This is a genomic window from Streptococcus sp. WB01_FAA12 (assembly GCF_012843315.1).
Lineage (GTDB): Bacteria > Bacillota > Bacilli > Lactobacillales > Streptococcaceae > Streptococcus.
The window spans coordinates 311,075-328,430 of sequence record NZ_JABAEX010000001.1 but is presented as its reverse complement, the minus strand read 5'-3'; the positions used below and the strand labels follow the sequence as shown (position 1 = coordinate 328,430).

Genomic DNA, 17,356 nt, shown 5'->3' with positions numbered 1-17,356 from the left:
GTTCTGATTCATGCTATACTACTTGTAAGAATACCGAAAGAGGAAACAATCATGAATACAAAATTTTATAAAATGAGACGAAATCGCATGGTGTCAGGAGTTTTGGCTGGCCTATCAGACAAGTGGAAACTTGATGTAACCCTAGTCCGCTTTCTCTTCGCCATTTTTACTATATCAAATTTTGGGATTGGTGTGATTATTTACATCATCCTCGCCTCTATCCTGCCAACTAAGGAAGAAATCGAAGCAGAAATGTACGGAACAGGACCACGCAAACGCAAGGAAGCCGAGGCTATTGATGACAATGATGGCTGGTTTTGGTGAGATTTAACAGGAAGTATTTATTATTTGCACTATGTTACTTAAAAGAAGCAGCATAAATGACTGAAAATCCCTTGTGGCTAAATAACCACAAGGGATTTTGGTATTTAAGTATATTCTTTTCCATCTTGAGAGAGATGAATTACCTGATCAGCCATTTTCCAAATACTAGGATTGTGAGTTGCGATGATAATTGTTCTATTAGCATTACGAAGTTCAAGGAGAATTTCCATAATTTCCTTGGAATTTTTTGGATCTAGCGAGGCGGTAGGCTCATCGGCTAAAATCAAAGGAGGATCTTTCAGGATAATCTTAGCAAGCGCTACGCGTTGAGCTTCACCACCAGATAATTCATAGATTTTTTGGTTGAGACTTAGATAATCTAGTCTGACAGCCTGTAGTGCTTGAAGAAGAAGTCTCTCTTTTTCTTGTTTCTTGTTCTGTTTTTTGCCAATCAGTCCCAGTTCAAGGTTTTCTCGAATGGTCTGACTTTCTAATAGTCCGAAGTTCTGGAAGAGATAACCTAGCTCGTTACGATAGAATTCCTCATTTTTTAGAGAAGTCAAAGACTTTCCTTTGTAAACGATTTCTCCTTTGTCGAAAGTCTCTAGTTTTGCAAGCATATTGAGCAAAGTGGTTTTTCCACAACCACTGTCTCCTATCAAAGCATACACCATACCACTTTGAAAATTCAGATTCAAGTCTGAAAAAATAATACGAGAACCAAATTGTTTCCAAATATGTTGCAATTCAATCATGCTATCCTCCTTTGATAATGCTAACATAGGTTTTGCTTTCCTTCTTATCAAAGATCTTCAATAGAAGAACGGCTAAACTTGAAAAGCTGAAAAATAGGATCAGGGTAATCCAGATATTCTTAGAAATAATGAAAGCTAGACCACTTCCGAGAAAGAGAGCTGCTATTTGAGAAGTGATATATCTATTGTGTAATTCAAAGAAATAATAGCCTGCTATTTTTTTCAAGAATATGGTTTTGCGAAAGGCTTCAAAATAGAGCAGATTTAAACTTGTAAACAGCAAAATTGAAGTCAAAATAGCAAACATAGCACTCGCTAAGTTACTAAAAATTTCGATTTTAATTTTTTGATTTAACTGGAGATAGGTTTCCCTAGCAGACGATAGCCTTGAGACCATTTGATCAATTTGATAGTGTTTCAAAAGTTCCTGTGTCTGGTGGAGGTCTGTAAAATAGAGATATTCTAGATTTGTAAACCAGAAGATGGAGGAAGCCTTACCAAGTGCTTTAGGAGAAAGCACAAGAAAGATGGGATTTGATAACCATTGATCATAAGCAATATGGGTGGTATTATAGAGAAATACATCATTATTTTGATTGGTATAAGCTATACTAACTTCGACAGTTTGATTAGACTTGTTACTGTATAATCGGTTGGTTAACTCTTGTTGCAAGGTTGATTTTATATCTTTTTCATTTTTTTGTAGTTCTTCTGGGAGTATGGCAAGGATCTGTCCATCTTTGAGGGTGTTGATTTTTTGAAAGGTTTCTGATGATAAGTCCATATCTTCCTTTTGGAAGTAGCTGGGCGTGACGTAGAGAATATTTTTTCCTTCCACACCATAAGGGTTATTTTCAGTTTCATTATGATTTGAGGTAGCTTGCTTAAGAGCTTGCTCAACTAGATTATGTTTAATAAGGAAGGCATTCTCATTATCTATAGCATGCTGAATAAAGTCAAACCATTTATCAGCATTTGTCTGCAGTTCATCTAAATTTTTCATCTGACTGGAACGCCCTGTTTGAAGAGTAACAACATTGGAGCGTTGTTCCCAAGTAGCTTGTCCAGCTTCATTTTTCTCAAGTATATGATAGTAAGTAGACATACGTCCAAATCCTACAATAACCAGTAGAATGGCAAGTACCTGACCAAAGTAGAGAATGCGTAGAATTGACTTGATTGGTAATTTTCCTTTGATGATAGAGAGGAGATGGACTTTTTTTAAAGAAATGGTAAAAAGAAAGGCAATTAGAAGACTAAGTAAGAGAAGTAGGCTATTGTAAAGAATAAAAAGTATTCCTAGAAAAGTCTGAACTTCATAAGGATATCCCAAGGAAATGAGCAAGATACATGCTATCAGCAAAGCAGGTAGACCAAAAAGAAGGATATCAAGTCCGTCTCTTGCGAGAGAACGAAAGAAGAGATAGCTCAGCCGCTCTCCAGAAATCAATCTAATCCCTGACTGAGAAAGAGATTGAATCTGACCGATAACAATTAAAGCTAAGAAAGTCAGCAAAAAGATTAACATACTGATGAGCTGATCAGGTTGGGTAAAGATGGCCAGTACGAAGGATACTCTGTCATTTTCAAATGCATTCGCTTTTTCTAGTCCAAGTTCTTTCAGATGAGTAGCCAATTCTTGACTAGTTAGGGATCCGCTGATAATATTGTAGTTGTTGAGAAGATCGCTCTTGTGAATGCTTTCTTGACTTGCTGGAGGCATCCAGTCTGGGAGTTGCCCATCTCCAAAAGCTTCGTAGTAAGTTTGTGATTTTCCATCACTATCTACTTCCCAAATGGTTCTTGCGATAAGACTATTATGTTTTCTAGCAAGGCTGTCTAATTCTTGTTTGAGGGTAGTATAATCGGCTTGTCCACTGTGTACAGCCACACCTGGAAATAGGCGTTGAGGAAGAGCTTCTTTCCAAAAGGACAGAGTCGCAATGAGGAAGAAAGTTAAAAGAAGATTGCTGATGAAGAGAAAAACACGTTTCATAGGAACCTCTTTCTAAAAAAGAGGGAGCTGAACCTCCCTCCTTATAGCAGTGATACGAATGATAGTTTAGCACCTTTAAAAATAATTAGCAGAAAGCCAATTCTTTTACAAGATGTTAAGGAAAGCCTTTTCATAACTTAATTTTACTATTTTTTTAAGAATAAAACAAGCAATGACAGGACTTCTTATAGTAGCCATTTTCAAAAAAATTCCTCAATCTTACAAAAATGTAAGATTAAAGTCTCTTTTGTAAGGTTAGGTTATGGCAAGCCGTCTTTTTTTGCGATAAACTAGACTCATAAAGAACAAAGGAGTAAAACCATGAAAAGAATCTTACAAAAGAAAACAAGAAAACCAAGTCAAAAAGACATCGAGCGTGTTCAACTAGGATGCGCTATGATGCAAGCACAGTTTCAATTGATGGGATATTAAGAAGGAGAAAATCATGACACTTTTAGATGTAAAACACGTTCAAAAAATCTACAAAACACGTTTCCAAGGCAACCAAGTAGAGGCCCTCAAAGACATTCACTTTACCGTGGAAAAGGGTGACTACGTTGCTATCATGGGTGAGTCTGGTTCAGGAAAGTCAACCCTGCTCAACATCCTAGCTATGCTGGATAAACCAACTCGTGGGCAGGTTTACCTAAACGGAACAGACACAGCTACTATTAAAAATTCACAGGCTTCTAGCTTCCGTCGTGAGAAGTTGGGATTTGTTTTCCAAGACTTTAACTTACTTGATACCCTGTCTGTTAAGGACAATATCTTGCTTCCGTTAGTTCTATCTCGAAAACCTATCACGGAGATGATGAAAAAATTGGTAGTAACTGCTGAAAATTTGGGTATCAACCAATTGCAAGAGAAGTACCCTTACGAGATTTCAGGTGGTCAAAAACAGCGGGTAGCAGTAGCCCGCGCTATCATCACTGAACCTGAAATTCTCCTTGCAGATGAGCCAACAGGAGCCCTTGACTCCAAGTCATCTGCAGCATTACTCGATGTATTTGATGAAATCAATGAGCGCGGCCAAACCATTCTCATGGTGACCCACTCAACCGCGGCAGCCAGCAGGGCCAAGCGCGTTCTCTTTATCAAGGACGGCATTCTCTATAACCAAATCTACCGTGGAGACAAGACAGAACGTCAGATGTTCCAAGAAATCTCTGATACTTTGACTGTTATGGCAAGCGAGGTGAATTAGTATGTTTCGATTGACCAATAAGTTAGCGGTTTCGAACTTAATCAAAAATCGCAAACTCTACTATCCCTTTGCTTTAGCTGTTCTCTTAGCTGTGACCATCACTTATCTCTTTTACTCATTGACACTTAACCCCAATATTGGCAAGATTCGAGGGGGAGAAACCATCTCCATGACGCTTGGTCTCGGTATGGTGATTGTCACTATAGCCTCTGCCATCATCGTCTTCTATGCCAATAGTTTCGTCATGAAAAATCGTTCCAAAGAACTAGGGATTTATGGCATGTTAGGATTAGAAAAACGCCATTTGATCAGCATGGTCTTTAAGGAGCTTCTTATTTTTGGCTCTCTAACCTTGACAGCTGGACTTGGCCTAGGAGCTCTCTTTGATAAGCTAATCTTTGCTCTGCTTCTGAAGCTAATGAATATGAAGGTGGAGCTCGTAGCGACCTTCCAACCAAGTGTCTTTATCCTAGTTGTCCTTATTTTTGGAGCTATCTTCCTAGGTCTGATTTTTATCAATGCCTTTCGCATCGCACGCATGAATGCCCTTCAGCTCTCTCGTGAAAAAGCCAGTGGTGAGAAAAAAGGACGTTTCTTAGGCCTTCAAACCATTCTAGGTCTGATTAGTTTGGGAGCGGGTTATTACCTAGCAGTAACAGTTGAAAATCCACTTTCTGCTGTTTTGATTTTCTTCGTAGCAGTTTTGTTGGTAATTTTGGGAACTTATCTTCTCTTCAATGCAGGAATCACAGTTTTCCTACAAATCTTGAAAAAAAACAAGACTTATTATTACCAACCCAACAACATGATTTCCGTATCCAATCTCATTTTTCGTATGAAGAAAAATGCGGTTGGTCTGGCGACGATTGCTATTCTCTCAACCATGGTCTTGGTGACTATGTCTGCTACAACGAGCGTCTTCAAGGCTTCAGAGACTTTCAAGAAAGTCATGAATCCGCATGATTTTGGGATTACAGGGCAAAATGTTGAAAAAGAAGACATAAATAAACTCCTAGACCAGTATGCTAGTGATAAGGGATTGACTGTCACAAAGAAAGAAGTCCTTACATATAGTAACTTTGGTGTGGCAAACCAAGAAGGTACGAAATTGACAATCTTTGAGAAAGGTCAAAATCGTGTTCAACCGAAAACTATTTTTATGGTCTTTGATCAAAAAGACTACGAGAATATGACGGGGCAAAAACTTGCACTTTCAGGAAAGGAAGTCGGATTGTTTACTAAAAACAAAGAACTTCAAGGACAGAAAGAACTGACTCTAAATGACCAGACCTACACAATCAAGGAAGAAATCAAAAAAGATTTTATTCTTGAACATGTCCCAAATCAGTACAATATTCTAACTTCGGATTATAACTATCTGGTTGTTCCTGACCTACAAGCCTTTCTTGACCAGCATCCTAATTCTTCCATCTTTAATCAATACTACGGTGGTATGAACGTAACGGCTAGCGAGGAAGAGCAACTTAAAATTGCAGATGACTATTCAAAATTCGTCAACAACTTTAATAGAGAATTAAACAAAGAAGGAAGCTATGTTTACGGGAGCAATCTGGCTGATAGCAGTGCGCAGGTGAGTGCTCTCTTTGGTGGAGTTTTCTTTATCGGTATTTTCCTCTCTATCATCTTTATGGTGGGAACTGTTCTTGTCATCTACTACAAACAAATCTCTGAAGGCTATGAAGACCGTGAACGCTTCATCATTTTGCAAAAGGTCGGACTTGATCAAAAGCAAATCAAGCAAACCATTAACAAACAGGTTCTAACTGTTTTCTTCCTTCCATTGCTCTTTGCCTTCCTACACCTTGCTTTTGCCTATCATATGCTTAGCCTCATCCTAAAAGTCATTGGCGTGCTGGATGCAACCATGATGTTGACTGTAACTTTGTCGATTTGTGCCATCTTCCTCATCGTCTACGTTTTGATTTTTATGATTACCTCAAGAAGCTATCGCAAGATTGTGCAAATGTAAAAAAGATACCTCGATGCTTGTGTACTGACCCCAAAAAGTTAGACAAATAATTATTGAAAGGATTTAGTTCTGTATTGCACAGGACTAAGTCTTTTTAGTTTGAATTTAATTTATTTGTTATAGAAAAATATAGTTAATCATTGCTTTCTTAATTTTTTTAAGAACTGCAAGCTCTAGCTGAAATCACAATACATTGCCAATTTCAAAATATTGAGGTCGTATTCAATCATATTTGGAGAATATTACAATATTTTTAAAATTTTTATGATATAATCATGATAGTTAAATGTTTTAGAGGAACCTGATAATGAGTGAAATAAAAAGTGTAACATCTTTAGCTGTTCAAAGAGCAACGGCGATTGCAAAATCTACAGAAAGTCTCGCTAATCGTATAGCGATTGAAAAAGATAATCAGACAACTATAGCGGGGAATGCAAAAGCTTCCTCTGCAATTGATTTAGCGCAAACTACTGCGAGTCAAATGGCTAATGTAATATCAGCAATGTCAACGAATATTCATAATCTATCTACAGCTTTTCATGCTATGGATCAGAGAGTAGCAAACCAATTGTCACGCATTGAAGATGCTAGCACGAGGTTTACGTTAAATGGTTAATCGTGATATCATTAATTTAGAGTTATCACTCAAACAAAGAGAAGAATCTCTAAAAGCAAAGAAACATCACCTATATATCGTACGAGATGAATATGAGAACCTTACTAAAAAAAGTAAATTCTTTTTTAGTGAGGTTGCAGAGTTGATGAGTCAATCTGACGATAGTTATTATTTTAAAGATTTAGAATCACAACATCGTCAGGCATCGCAAAAACTTCAAACCTATTTTCAAGAACAGGAAGAGTCCCTTAAACAGTCACAAAAACTATTAGAAGTTGATAAAGAACAATTGAAACAATTAGAAAGAGAGGTGAGAGAAAAAAATGGGTGTTGATATGTATTTATGGAAATCCAAGAATCAAGCTAGTAGTACATCAAGAGCACTACAGAATCAAAATCAAGCTTATCAATCTTTACATAAGGCTCTTAATGATTTTTCATCAAATAGTGGAGATTTATCTGGCTTAGCCTATGATTCTGCAAAAGTTTATTGTAGCCAAATATTGATTCCATTAACGAAAGCCTGTATTTTGTTAAATGAGGAAATAGAAAAAGCAACATTGAGTCTTCCGAATAAATTCATTAGTGAGGTGGATAGTGTAAGCTTAAAAGAAGATGAGTTGCGTCAAAAAATTGCGCAAGCACATAAAAATATTGTTTACTATCAGAAACTACGAAATATGGAATATCGTGTGGAACAACCAGACTATTTTTTTATTAATAGTTTAACAGAACATATTGAGATCCAACAGAAAGTCAAACAAAAATTGGAGGAGAAGCTTCAAAAACTTTTGACGTTTCATAATTCATCATCAGGTCTTTTTTCAAATATAGATGGTCTTTATCAAGTAGTAAGGCAAGGGTTATCTCAAGCAAAAAGCTCTTGGAATGAAGAAACAAAAACATTTGTAATTCCACCTCAAGAGGAATTGATGTGGGTTAAACAGGTTCACGAGTCTTGGGGAAGACGATTTGATAAAGAAAAGTTGAAATCAGGAGAGGGATTAACAATAGAGGACATTGAAGCTTTACTTTCCTATGCTCAGTACCATCCAGAAGAGTTAGTTTCACCTGAGTTAATTCAGCAATTAAAAAGTGCATTAGAGTTAGTTCGAGAGAATTATGATAAAAATAGTACGCAGTTTGACTTACTTGCAACTGCAATTGAGCAACTTGGATTAGGAATTCAACGTTTTGGTGGTTTAGCTACTATTTTAGAAGGAATTAAAGGTCCTAGTACTTTTGCTTTAAACGGAGCTTCAACTTCATTTGTTTTAGTTAATCAAAATGGTATAGGTCAAGCTTTAGTTCAAAATGGCTCAACTATAGCAAACTGGGGTAAATGGGGTGGCCGTGCCTTAATAGGAATTGGTTTTGGTCTTGGAATGTATGATGATATTGTTAACAAAGATAAAAGTATTGGTCAGGCTGTTGTGCATAGCGGTTTAACAACAGGATTGAGTGTTGGGGGAGGAACTCTCGCGGCTGCAGTATTTTTTGGAAGTAATCCTATTGGTTGGGCTGCATTAGCTGCTGGAGCAACAACTTTTCTTGTTGGTACAGCTATTAGCTTAGGATTTAACGCTGCGTATGAAAATAACTTTTTAGGACTTAAAGATGGTTTAGATGCTACAGGGGCATTTTTGGATGATGTAGGGAAAAACGTAGGTCAGGCAATATCAAATAGTGTTGAAAGTGCAAAAAATTGGGCCAGTGAGGTGGTAAGTGATGTAGGCAATGCCATTTCAGGTAGTCTAAGTGCTCTTAACCCCTTTGATTAAGGAGAAATAATGGAAAAAATTCGTTTTGCTTATGGAAATTTTCGGTATTTAGTATTTGAATTCAATCATCAATACTATCTACTTGATAGAAGACCATGTCATTTGATAGGATATCTTTTTCCACCTATAAATTGGCTTTTCTTTCAACATGTGTATCCCATTACATCGGATGAGTACTGTAAAATAAAAGAAAAAAATGGACGTGCTACAAAACTCACTGTTTCAGCTTCTCTCGGTGCTGGGCTGAGTATCTTTTTATATAATTGGTTACGGGTTAACAAGATTGATATCACTAAGTATTTTGAAACGAATCTTTCAAGTTTTACGAAAGTGGCACTTTTTTTAATGACTTTTCTTTTAACATATGTTCTGGTTGAATTATGTTACTATTCTCGGAAAAGAAGGATGACTTCCGTACTAGGACGCGAACTTAGGCATTTACAATACTATAAAATCACGCCAATAAAAATTGACTTTAAACAATTGCTAGGATTTATAGTGGTTATTGGTGGGCTAGCATTTTTTATGTCAATGTATTATTTCTACTCAGGTAACTTACTTTTTGGCTTAATGGCCAATGCAATCATCTTTCTATATTTGTCGGCTTCTAATGTTGCATTTGGAACTGAAAGCCATCACTTATATAAAATAAATGATAAAATACTAAAATAAGATGTAGCCGATATCAAGATACTCCTCATAGCTTGGGAAAACTCATGTTTTCTTAGATTAGTAAGGATTAAAATGCAAAAAATAAAATTATATTATAAAGGGAATTTTCGATACCTATTATTTCATTATCAGGGGAAACAGTATCTATTAGATAGATCTCCTAAACATTTTCTCGGATCTTTCTGTTTGCCTTTAAACTGGTATTTTTATCAGAAAGTTTATGCTATCTCAGATGAAGAACTTTTTAAAATCGAAGAAAAAAACTCTAAGGCGAGCAAATTTATCCTTCCAACATCATTAGCTGCAGGATTGGCAGTTTTTGTGAATGCCTGGGCTCGTATGAATCATATTGATTTATTTGCCAACTTTTATGTGAATTTTTCGATAGTAACTAGTTTGCTTTTAGTAGTTATTGGTTTATTATTGTCTTTTAGTTTGCTTCAGCTTTTATATTCTAAAAAGAAAAAAAGTTTAGAAAAATTACTCAATAGATCATTGGAGCAATCTATTTTTTATAAAATAAAACCAGTAAATTCATTGCGTTTTTACGTAAAAATGCTTCTATTGCGACTATGTTTTTTTGCTTTAGCTCTTATATTTGCCTTAGCTTTTATTTATATAAAAAATGTTGCCATGCTTTTGATAATGATTTTAACAATGTTCATTTTTCTAGCAACTATAAATGTTGCTTTTGCACCTGGAGATGAACGGGAATATGAGATAGTTGAAGTTATATCATAACCCATAGCAGAATTAAAATGTCATTTTAGCAAAAATCCGTAGATATATTTGTCATACAATAGAGAATTTGTTAAAAAAATAAAGTTATTAATTAAATACCGAAAGGAAGAAAAGATTATGTTACCTATTGGAAGTATTGTTTATTTAAAAGATGGAACCCGTAAAATTATGATTCTTAATCGGGGAGCTTTCATTGACAATGATGGAGAAAAAGTAATTTTTGATTATTCAGGATGCATATACCCAGTGGGGCTTGACGCTGAACAAATTTTATATTTTAATAAAGAAAATATTGATAAAGTTCTTTTTAAAGGTTACAGTGATAACGAAGAGAAACGATATCAAGAACTTTATAGTCAGTGGCTCTTAGAAAATGAGAATAATTTTCTAAGGGGCAAGGTTGGTTAATAGAGTAGCTTCCGCTTAAGCGTTTATCTCTTATAATAGTAATCGCTTTGATATTATTGAAAATACTCTCACTTTTAATGATTGATGTTATTGATTAAAATAATTGCAAATAAAGTAAATAACTTTCAACTATTCAGGCGGCTGATCTTTTCTGGTAATGTTACAAAATCTTAGAAGACGTCAAAACGTTATTAGAAAAAAACACATTATGAACTGCACCCTAAAAGTTAGATTTTTTCTGTCTAACTTTTGGGGTGCAGTTCGTTGTCGAGGTATTTCTTTTATCTTAGATACTAAAGAGTTGTCCAAATAGGTAAGTTACTCCCATGGTCAGAAGTCCTATACAGAGGTTACGGATCATAGCAGTTTTCGTAGGAGCCTTGCCTAGTTTAGCACTGGTATAGCCCGTAATGAGAAGGGAAAGGGCTACGATAAGAACAGTGGCTGGAATACGATAGTCACTTGGAAAGACGATAATGGAAAGCATAGGAGGAAGACTTCCCAGTACAAAGGCAATAAAGCTAGAGATAGCAGCATGCCAAGGATTGGTAAACTCTTCGTACTCGATTCCATACTTTTCTTCGACCAAGGCTTTGAGTGGATTTTTCAAAAAGGCTTTGTTTGTCAAGAGTTGGGCGGACGTTTCACACTCACCGTTTTGAAGATAAGCAGCATAGAGGGATTGTTTTGCAGATTCAATGTCTTTATCCAAGAGTAATTGCTCTCTAGCAACAGCGGCTTCTTCCGTGTCTTTCTGAGTGGATACAGAGACATATTCGCCACCTGCCATAGAAAAAGCACCAGCGAGGATAGCCGCCAATCCAGATAAAAAGATAATCCAGATATTGCTCGTCGCACTAGCAACACCGATAACGACTCCAGCGATGGAAATAATCCCATCATTGGCAACGAGAACACCTGCACGCAGGATATTGAGTCGCCCTGCAAAGTTTGCATCAATTTCATGTTTCAATTCTATCATAGTCATCTCCTTTCTCTCCATTATAGAGAAAAGAGTAGGGGAAAACAATCTTTTTAAACTATCTGAAAAAAGTTCTACGATTCTAATTTTTAAGCTCCCTCTAATTTTACCGGAAAATGCTACTTCAAATTCTCAAATATTAAATTTTCTGACAATTTATTAAAAAATTAAGGAAAGGATGTTATAATGGAACATAAAATAAATTCAGGTTTCCTGAACCAATAGGAGTAAATAATGAAAAAACTAGGTGTTGTCCTTTTATCTTCTGCTTTGCTATTGACAGCATGTGCAGTCCGTTTTGAAAAATCAACCGATACAAATGATTCCTCTAAGGTAACAGCTTTATCAGATGATAAACAAAAATTACTTGATAAGGCAACCGCAGATTATAAGACTTTTGTTCAAGGACAAATTGATAAGCTTTTAACGGATACAGAAGGATTTGTCCAGCTTTTAAAAGACGGAAAATTGGAGGAAGCCAAGAAAGCTTATCCACTTGTTCGTATGGCTTACGAACGCTCCGAACCAATCGCTGAGAGTTTTGGTGAATCTGATGTTAAGATTGACTTTCGTCTAGCAGACTATGTTGATGAAAACAAGACTGAGGAAGGTTGGTCAGGTTTCCACCGTATCGAGCGTATCCTTTGGGAAGAAAACACAACTAAGGGAACCGAAAGTTATGGAGATCAGCTTGTCAACGATATCAAAGAGTTGAAGGCTAAGGTAGCGACTGTTGAAGTCGATCACAAGATTATGTTGACAGGGGCAGTCGACTTGCTTAACGAAGTGGCGACAAGCAAGATTACGGGTGAAGAGGAAATCTACTCTCATACAGATTTGTACGACTTCCGTGCTAATATCGAGGGAGCTGAAAAGATATTCCAACTCTTTAAACCTTTACTAGAACAATCAGATGCTGATTTAGTTAAAGAATTAGAAGCTGATTTCAAATCTGTTAATAGTTTGCTGGATAAACACATGACAGACAAGGAACACTACAAACTCTATACTGATTTGACAAAAGAAGACACCAAGGAATTGGCTGAAGCTGTGACAAAACTTGGTGAACCTCTATCACAAATGGGCAAATTTCTTGATGGAGAATAAGCGGTATGACTAAGAAAGACGAAAAGTTTTTTGAGAAAAAAATGGACCGTCGAGAATTTCTAAAAAAAGCGGGTATTGGAGGTGCTGGTCTAGCACTTGGTCTCTCTGGTGCCTCCGCTTTTTTAGTGCCTAAGCTAGACAAACAGGAAAAAATCTCGTACGGTAATGAAAAAATTGACTTTTATGGGAAACACCAAGCGGGTATCACGACCCCTATGCAAAAGAATATCTATTTTGTTGTCCTAGATTTGCATACGACAGATAAAGATAAGATTATTCAGCTTTTTAAGGATTGGACAGGTTATAGTAGCAAGTTGGTAGAAGGAGAATTGGTCAAAAAAGATGGTCAGAATGCCCTCTTACCTCCTAGTGATACTGGAGAAACCGTGGGGCTAAATCCTCATCGTTTAACGCTGACTTTTGGTGTGTCTGCTAGTTTCCTGAAAAAGATGAAATTAGAGCAAAAACGTCCTCAGGTTTTTAAGGATTTCCCCCCCTTTCCAAAGGAGCAACTGCGTAAAAAATATACTGGGGGAGATATTGTTATCCAAGCTTGTGCAGATGACGAGCAAGTTGCTTTTCATGCTATTCGCAACCTTATCCGTAAAGGGAGAAATGCAGTGACCCTCCGTTGGAGCCAATCTGGCTTTGCTGCTATTGGAGATCGTATGGAGACACCACGCAACCTTTTTGGTTTCAAGGATGGAACTGCCAATGTGACCAAAGAAAAGGATTTTGATCGTGTTGTCTGGGCTGACAGTAAGGACTGGATGGAAAATGGATCCTATATGGCTGTTCGCCGCATCCAGATGTTTCTCGATACTTGGGATCGAACCAATCTTGAAGAGCAAGAAAATACCTTTGGTCGTTATAAGGAAAGTGGCGCTCCCTTTGGGAAGAAGAATGAGTTTGATGAAGTAGATTTGAGTCTTTTACCAGATGATTCGCATGTTCGATTAGCCAAAGAGGTAGAGAAGCCACTCTTACGACGATCTTATTCATACTCGGATGGAATTGATGATAAGACTGGACAATTTGACACAGGCTTACTCTTTATCTCTTTCCAAAAGGATCCTGATCATTTTGTCAAGGTTCAAACCAACCTCGGAGCTACAGACAAGATGAATGAGTATGTAACCCACATCGGTAGCGGTCTTTTTGCCTGCTTTGGTGGAGTAAAGAAAGGAGACTATATTGGTCAGAAATTATTGGAAGACTAGTATTTGTTTTGTTACTTTGTCTTTTCTCTTGTTAGCTATGTCTCCTGTCGGTGCGAAGGAAAGTCTGAGTTCCTATTTTGTAAAGATTACCGATGCCTCTCAGGCTGTAAAAAATGGAAATCAGGAAGAAGCCAAGGCCCTAGTTAGAGAAATGGCGACGGATTTTGAAAAAGTAGAACATGCTGATTCAGATGCTGGAAAGGTTGTCAAGGAGAAACTTGCTCTGTCAGGGGAGATTAGTGAAGAAAATCTGACATAAATCTCTTCTGCTCTTCTAGCTTTTGAAAAAGAACAAAATCCAATAGATCTGAATGCGGAGAAGGAAAAGCTTGTCAGTCGCTTAAGACCACGTTTTGAGACTTTGGATAAGGCAATTTCTTCCAAAGACATAGAGCAAATTCGAGAAGCCTATAAAAAGATGAATTCCACTTGGACCATCAATGAAAGTGTCGTCCGCGATAACAGTACAACTCATTACGGTCAAGTAGAGACTGCTATCTCTTTCTTACGCAGTAGTATTGAAATGGAGCCGACAGATTATGATGCTATCCAGTCTTCTTTTAATGACTTAAAAACTGCCATTGATAATTTCGTAGCTGGCAAAGAAGTGACGAAAACTTCCTCCAATCTAAGTCTCAAAGATGGCATTTCACTTCTCAAAAAAGCCTTGGAAGAATTTAAAGCTGGAAACCCGACGGCAGGGACAGCTGCCATGAAAGAGTTTATTACTATATGGCCAACTGTTGAAGGTTCTGTTAGCACGACCAATCCTTCCCTCTATACACGAGTTGAAAGTGAAAGTCCTGTAATCATGGTCAAGGGAAGTGAGAAGGAATATCAAGAAAAATTAGAAAAACTGATTGCTGATTTATCTCAAATTGACACTAGCGCAAGCTACAATGCTTTTGATGCCATGCTCATTCTCCTACGAGAAGGAGTAGAGGCCCTCTTAATCGTCATGGCCTTGGTCACAACACTAAAAGCAGCCAAGATGCGCAAAGGACTCAAGTGGGTATATGGTGGAGCCCTAACAGGTATCGTTGCGAGTCTAGTGATTGCATTTATACTACAAATTGCCTTTCCTGCAGTAACATCAGGGGCCAATCGAGAAATCATCGAAGGAGCTGTTGGTATTTTCGCAGTCGTTATGATGATTTTGATTGGTATCTGGCTTCACAGTAAATCCTCGGTCAAAAAATGGAATGATTTTATGGATAATCAAATGAAAACTGTGACCAAGGCAGGTTCATTCATTTCCATGTTTGCTCTTAGTTTTCTAGCTGTTTTCCGTGAAGGGGCAGAGACCATTCTATTTTACGTAGGGATTTTACCGAGAATATCTCGTTTTGAGTTTATCCTAGGTATTTTTCTAGCTTTGTTAGTCTTGCTGATTATTGCATTTCTGATGAACAAGGCGAGTCAATTCTTCCTACCTCATAAGGTCTTCTTCCTACTGACGTGGATGATTTATGCTCTTGCCTTCAAGATGCTTGGAGTTAGTGTGCATGCTCTGCAGCTGACAAATATGACACCCAATCACCTGCTATCAAGTTTTCCAACTATCGACCTCTTGGGCATCTATCCAAGTTGGGAAGGTTTAGGAAGTCAGCTAGTCTTTTTGATAATTGTTTTGGTTGTCACATTGAGACAGGGTGAGAAGTAGATGGATACAAAAGAATTGACAATCGTTGAACATCTGGTAGAATTTAGAAAGAGATTCATTGCTGTTATAGCCTGCTTTTCTATAGTTTTCTGCGGAGCTTTATTGTTTGCTGATCAGCTTTATTACTATCTGACTCAGTCCTTTAATCAAAAGTTGATTGTATTAGGTCCAAATGACATTCTGTGGATTTATTTGCGCTTGGCGAGTCTGATGTCCTTTACCATTACGCTACCTTTTACAGTCTATCAGATTTGGAGTTTTATCAAACCAGGATTGAAAACAGAAGAAGCAAGAGCAATATTTGTCTATATTCCAGCTAGTTTTATTTGCTTTCTACTTGGACTAGCCTTTGGATTCTACTTTGTAACGCCTGCCTTACTTCAAGTGCTTTTAGGACTTGGGGAAGGATTATTTGAAACTCAATTAACAGCGCAGAACTACTTAGCCTTTGTTTTTCAAACAACCCTACCCTTGGGTTTCATCTTTGAATTGCCTGTCATCATCGCTTTTTTGACGTCGATTGGCTTGATTGGACCAGGGCTCTTAGTTACCTATAGACGTTATGCCTACTTTATTTTATTGGTACTCGCTGTTTTTTTGACACCAGCTGATTTTATTAGCGATCTAGCCATGACAATTCCTTTAATCTCGCTCTATGAGCTTAGTATTGTAATTAGCAAGAGGATAGTAAAGAAAAAAATGAAAGGAGAAAAGAATGGGAATCTTACGTGATATCGGTGCTCCAGGATTGATTATCATCGTCCTAGGTGCACTCTTAATCTTTGGACCAAAACGGTTACCAGAACTTGGTGAATCAATCGGTAAAATGCTGTCTGAGTTTAAAAAGGCAGTTAAAGGAGCTGGTGACCAAGATCAGGAAAAGTAATTTATTCCATCATCATGCATAAAAACAAGAAAGTTAGGAACTGTAGCTGTCTAGGCCTAGGTGAGCAGTTTCCTAGCTTTTTATTGTATTCTTAAAAGTGATTTTAAGTTTTCTTTAAGGTTTGTATTATACTCTAAAGAACTCTATATTAACCGAATGTTAAGTAAAAAATATAGAGGGAAATCTAATTTTATTTCTGAAATTTAGATAGATAGTTCTCTGTCTTTTCTTCATGATAAAGGCAGATTGTGATATAATAGATGGTGATAAGTTTTTTAGAATAAACTAAAGGAGAATATATATGATCTATGCAGGAATCCTAGCCGGAGGAACTGGCACACGCATGGGAATCAGTAATTTACCAAAACAATTCTTGGAGTTGGGTGATCGTCCTATTTTGATCCACACAATTGAAAAATTTGTTTTGGAACCAAGTATTGAAAAAATTGTAATTGGAGTTCATGGAGATTGGGTCTCTCATGCTGAGGACTTGGTTGACAAGTATCTTTCTCTCCACAAGGACCGTATCATCATTACAAAAGGTGGTGCTGATCGTAATAGCAGTATCGAGAAGATTATAGAAGCCATTGAAGCCTACCGTCCAATTACTCCTGAAGATATCGTTATTACGCATGACTCTGTTCGTCCGTTTATCACACTTCGCATGATTCAGGACAATATCAAACTCGCTCAAGATCATGATGCAGTTGACACAGTAGTAGAAGCGGTTGATACAATTGTTGAAAGTACCAATGGTCAGTTTATCACGGATATTCCAAATCGTGCTCACCTCTATCAGGGTCAAACACCTCAAACCTTCCGATGCAAGGATTTTATGGATTTGTATGGTTCCCTATCTGATCAAGAAAAGGAAATCCTGACGGATGCATGTAAGATTTTTGTTATCAAAGGGAAAGACGTTGCCCTAGCTAAAGGTGAATATTCAAACCTTAAAATCACAACTGTAACAGACTTGAAAATCGCGAAAAGCATGATTGAGAAAGACTAAGG

The 17,356-nt window shown here is 37.1% G+C and carries 17 protein-coding genes and 1 pseudogene; 15 read left to right on the top strand and 3 right to left on the bottom strand.

All coding sequences use genetic code 11. The annotated features are described in order from the left end of the window. Positions 1-51: 51 nt before the first annotated feature. On the top strand, positions 52-324 hold the full coding sequence (locus HF881_RS01555) for a PspC domain-containing protein (RefSeq protein WP_001092789.1): 273 nt from the start codon (positions 52-54) through the stop codon (positions 322-324). A 104-nt stretch (positions 325-428) separates the two neighbouring features. Here HF881_RS01555 and HF881_RS01550 read toward each other — a convergent pair whose 3' ends face one another. Beyond that, on the bottom strand, positions 429-1,079 hold the full coding sequence (locus tag HF881_RS01550) for an ABC transporter ATP-binding protein (protein ID WP_000571616.1): 651 nt from the start codon (positions 1,077-1,079) through the stop codon (positions 429-431). Between the two features lies 1 nt (position 1,080). After that, complete coding sequence (locus tag HF881_RS01545; RefSeq protein ID WP_169446161.1) at positions 1,081-3,075, bottom strand: DUF1430 domain-containing protein; 1,995 nt, start codon at positions 3,073-3,075, stop codon at positions 1,081-1,083. 445 nt (positions 3,076-3,520) lie between these two features. Between HF881_RS01545 and HF881_RS01540 the strand changes: the two genes are divergently transcribed. The 8 genes from HF881_RS01540 (at position 3,521) to HF881_RS01505 (ending at position 10,487) form a co-directional block, all read left to right on the top strand. Further along, on the top strand, positions 3,521-4,279 hold the full coding sequence (locus HF881_RS01540) for an ABC transporter ATP-binding protein (protein WP_000173369.1): 759 nt from the start codon (positions 3,521-3,523) through the stop codon (positions 4,277-4,279). A 1-nt stretch (position 4,280) separates the two neighbouring features. Continuing rightward, positions 4,281-6,269, top strand: a complete 1,989-nt coding sequence (locus HF881_RS01535; RefSeq protein ID WP_169446160.1) for an ABC transporter permease — start codon at positions 4,281-4,283, stop codon at positions 6,267-6,269. 307 nt (positions 6,270-6,576) lie between these two features. Further along, a complete protein-coding gene (locus HF881_RS01530; protein ID WP_169446159.1) occupies positions 6,577-6,885 on the top strand; it encodes a TIGR04197 family type VII secretion effector in 309 nt (102 codons plus the stop codon). Beyond that, positions 6,878-7,219, top strand: a complete 342-nt coding sequence (locus tag HF881_RS01525; protein ID WP_169446158.1) for a hypothetical protein — start codon at positions 6,878-6,880, stop codon at positions 7,217-7,219. The genes HF881_RS01530 and HF881_RS01525 overlap by 8 nt, the downstream gene beginning before the upstream one ends. Next, complete coding sequence (locus HF881_RS01520) at positions 7,209-8,666, top strand: hypothetical protein (protein WP_169446157.1); 1,458 nt, start codon at positions 7,209-7,211, stop codon at positions 8,664-8,666. Before HF881_RS01525 ends, HF881_RS01520 begins: the two co-directional genes overlap by 11 nt. A gap of 9 nt (positions 8,667-8,675) precedes the next feature. After that, on the top strand, positions 8,676-9,338 hold the full coding sequence (locus tag HF881_RS01515; RefSeq protein WP_169446156.1) for a DUF443 family protein: 663 nt from the start codon (positions 8,676-8,678) through the stop codon (positions 9,336-9,338). A 72-nt stretch (positions 9,339-9,410) separates the two neighbouring features. Further along, complete coding sequence (locus HF881_RS01510; protein WP_169446155.1) at positions 9,411-10,079, top strand: DUF443 family protein; 669 nt, start codon at positions 9,411-9,413, stop codon at positions 10,077-10,079. 117 nt (positions 10,080-10,196) lie between these two features. After that, positions 10,197-10,487 (top strand): DUF4176 domain-containing protein, encoded by a 291-nt coding sequence (locus HF881_RS01505; protein WP_169446154.1) that lies wholly within the window; start codon positions 10,197-10,199, stop codon positions 10,485-10,487. Between the two features lie 286 nt (positions 10,488-10,773). Here the strand turns inward: HF881_RS01505 and HF881_RS01500 are convergent, their stop codons facing one another. Next, positions 10,774-11,469, bottom strand: coding sequence for a VIT family protein (locus HF881_RS01500; RefSeq protein ID WP_169446153.1), 696 nt, complete (start codon positions 11,467-11,469; stop codon positions 10,774-10,776). A gap of 234 nt (positions 11,470-11,703) precedes the next feature. On the opposite strand from HF881_RS01500, the gene efeO reads away from it, so the two are divergent. The 6 genes and pseudogenes from efeO (at position 11,704) to HF881_RS01470 (ending at position 17,354) form a co-directional block, all read left to right on the top strand. Beyond that, positions 11,704-12,576, top strand: coding sequence for an iron uptake system protein EfeO (efeO, locus tag HF881_RS01495; protein ID WP_169446152.1), 873 nt, complete (start codon positions 11,704-11,706; stop codon positions 12,574-12,576). 5 nt (positions 12,577-12,581) lie between these two features. Continuing rightward, on the top strand, positions 12,582-13,796 hold the full coding sequence (gene efeB / locus HF881_RS01490) for an iron uptake transporter deferrochelatase/peroxidase subunit (protein ID WP_169446151.1): 1,215 nt from the start codon (positions 12,582-12,584) through the stop codon (positions 13,794-13,796). Further along, positions 13,771-15,459: pseudogene (locus HF881_RS01485) on the top strand (FTR1 family protein). Before efeB ends, HF881_RS01485 begins: the two are co-directional and overlap by 26 nt. Continuing rightward, positions 15,460-16,191 (top strand): twin-arginine translocase subunit TatC, encoded by a 732-nt coding sequence (gene tatC, locus HF881_RS01480; protein WP_169446150.1) that lies wholly within the window; start codon positions 15,460-15,462, stop codon positions 16,189-16,191. Next, positions 16,175-16,345, top strand: coding sequence for a twin-arginine translocase TatA/TatE family subunit (locus HF881_RS01475; RefSeq protein WP_000512108.1), 171 nt, complete (start codon positions 16,175-16,177; stop codon positions 16,343-16,345). The genes tatC and HF881_RS01475 overlap by 17 nt, the downstream gene beginning before the upstream one ends. 301 nt (positions 16,346-16,646) lie before the next feature. After that, entirely contained in the window at positions 16,647-17,354 is a 708-nt protein-coding gene (locus HF881_RS01470) for a 2-C-methyl-D-erythritol 4-phosphate cytidylyltransferase (RefSeq protein WP_169446149.1), read from the top strand. Positions 17,355-17,356 lie beyond the last annotated feature (2 nt).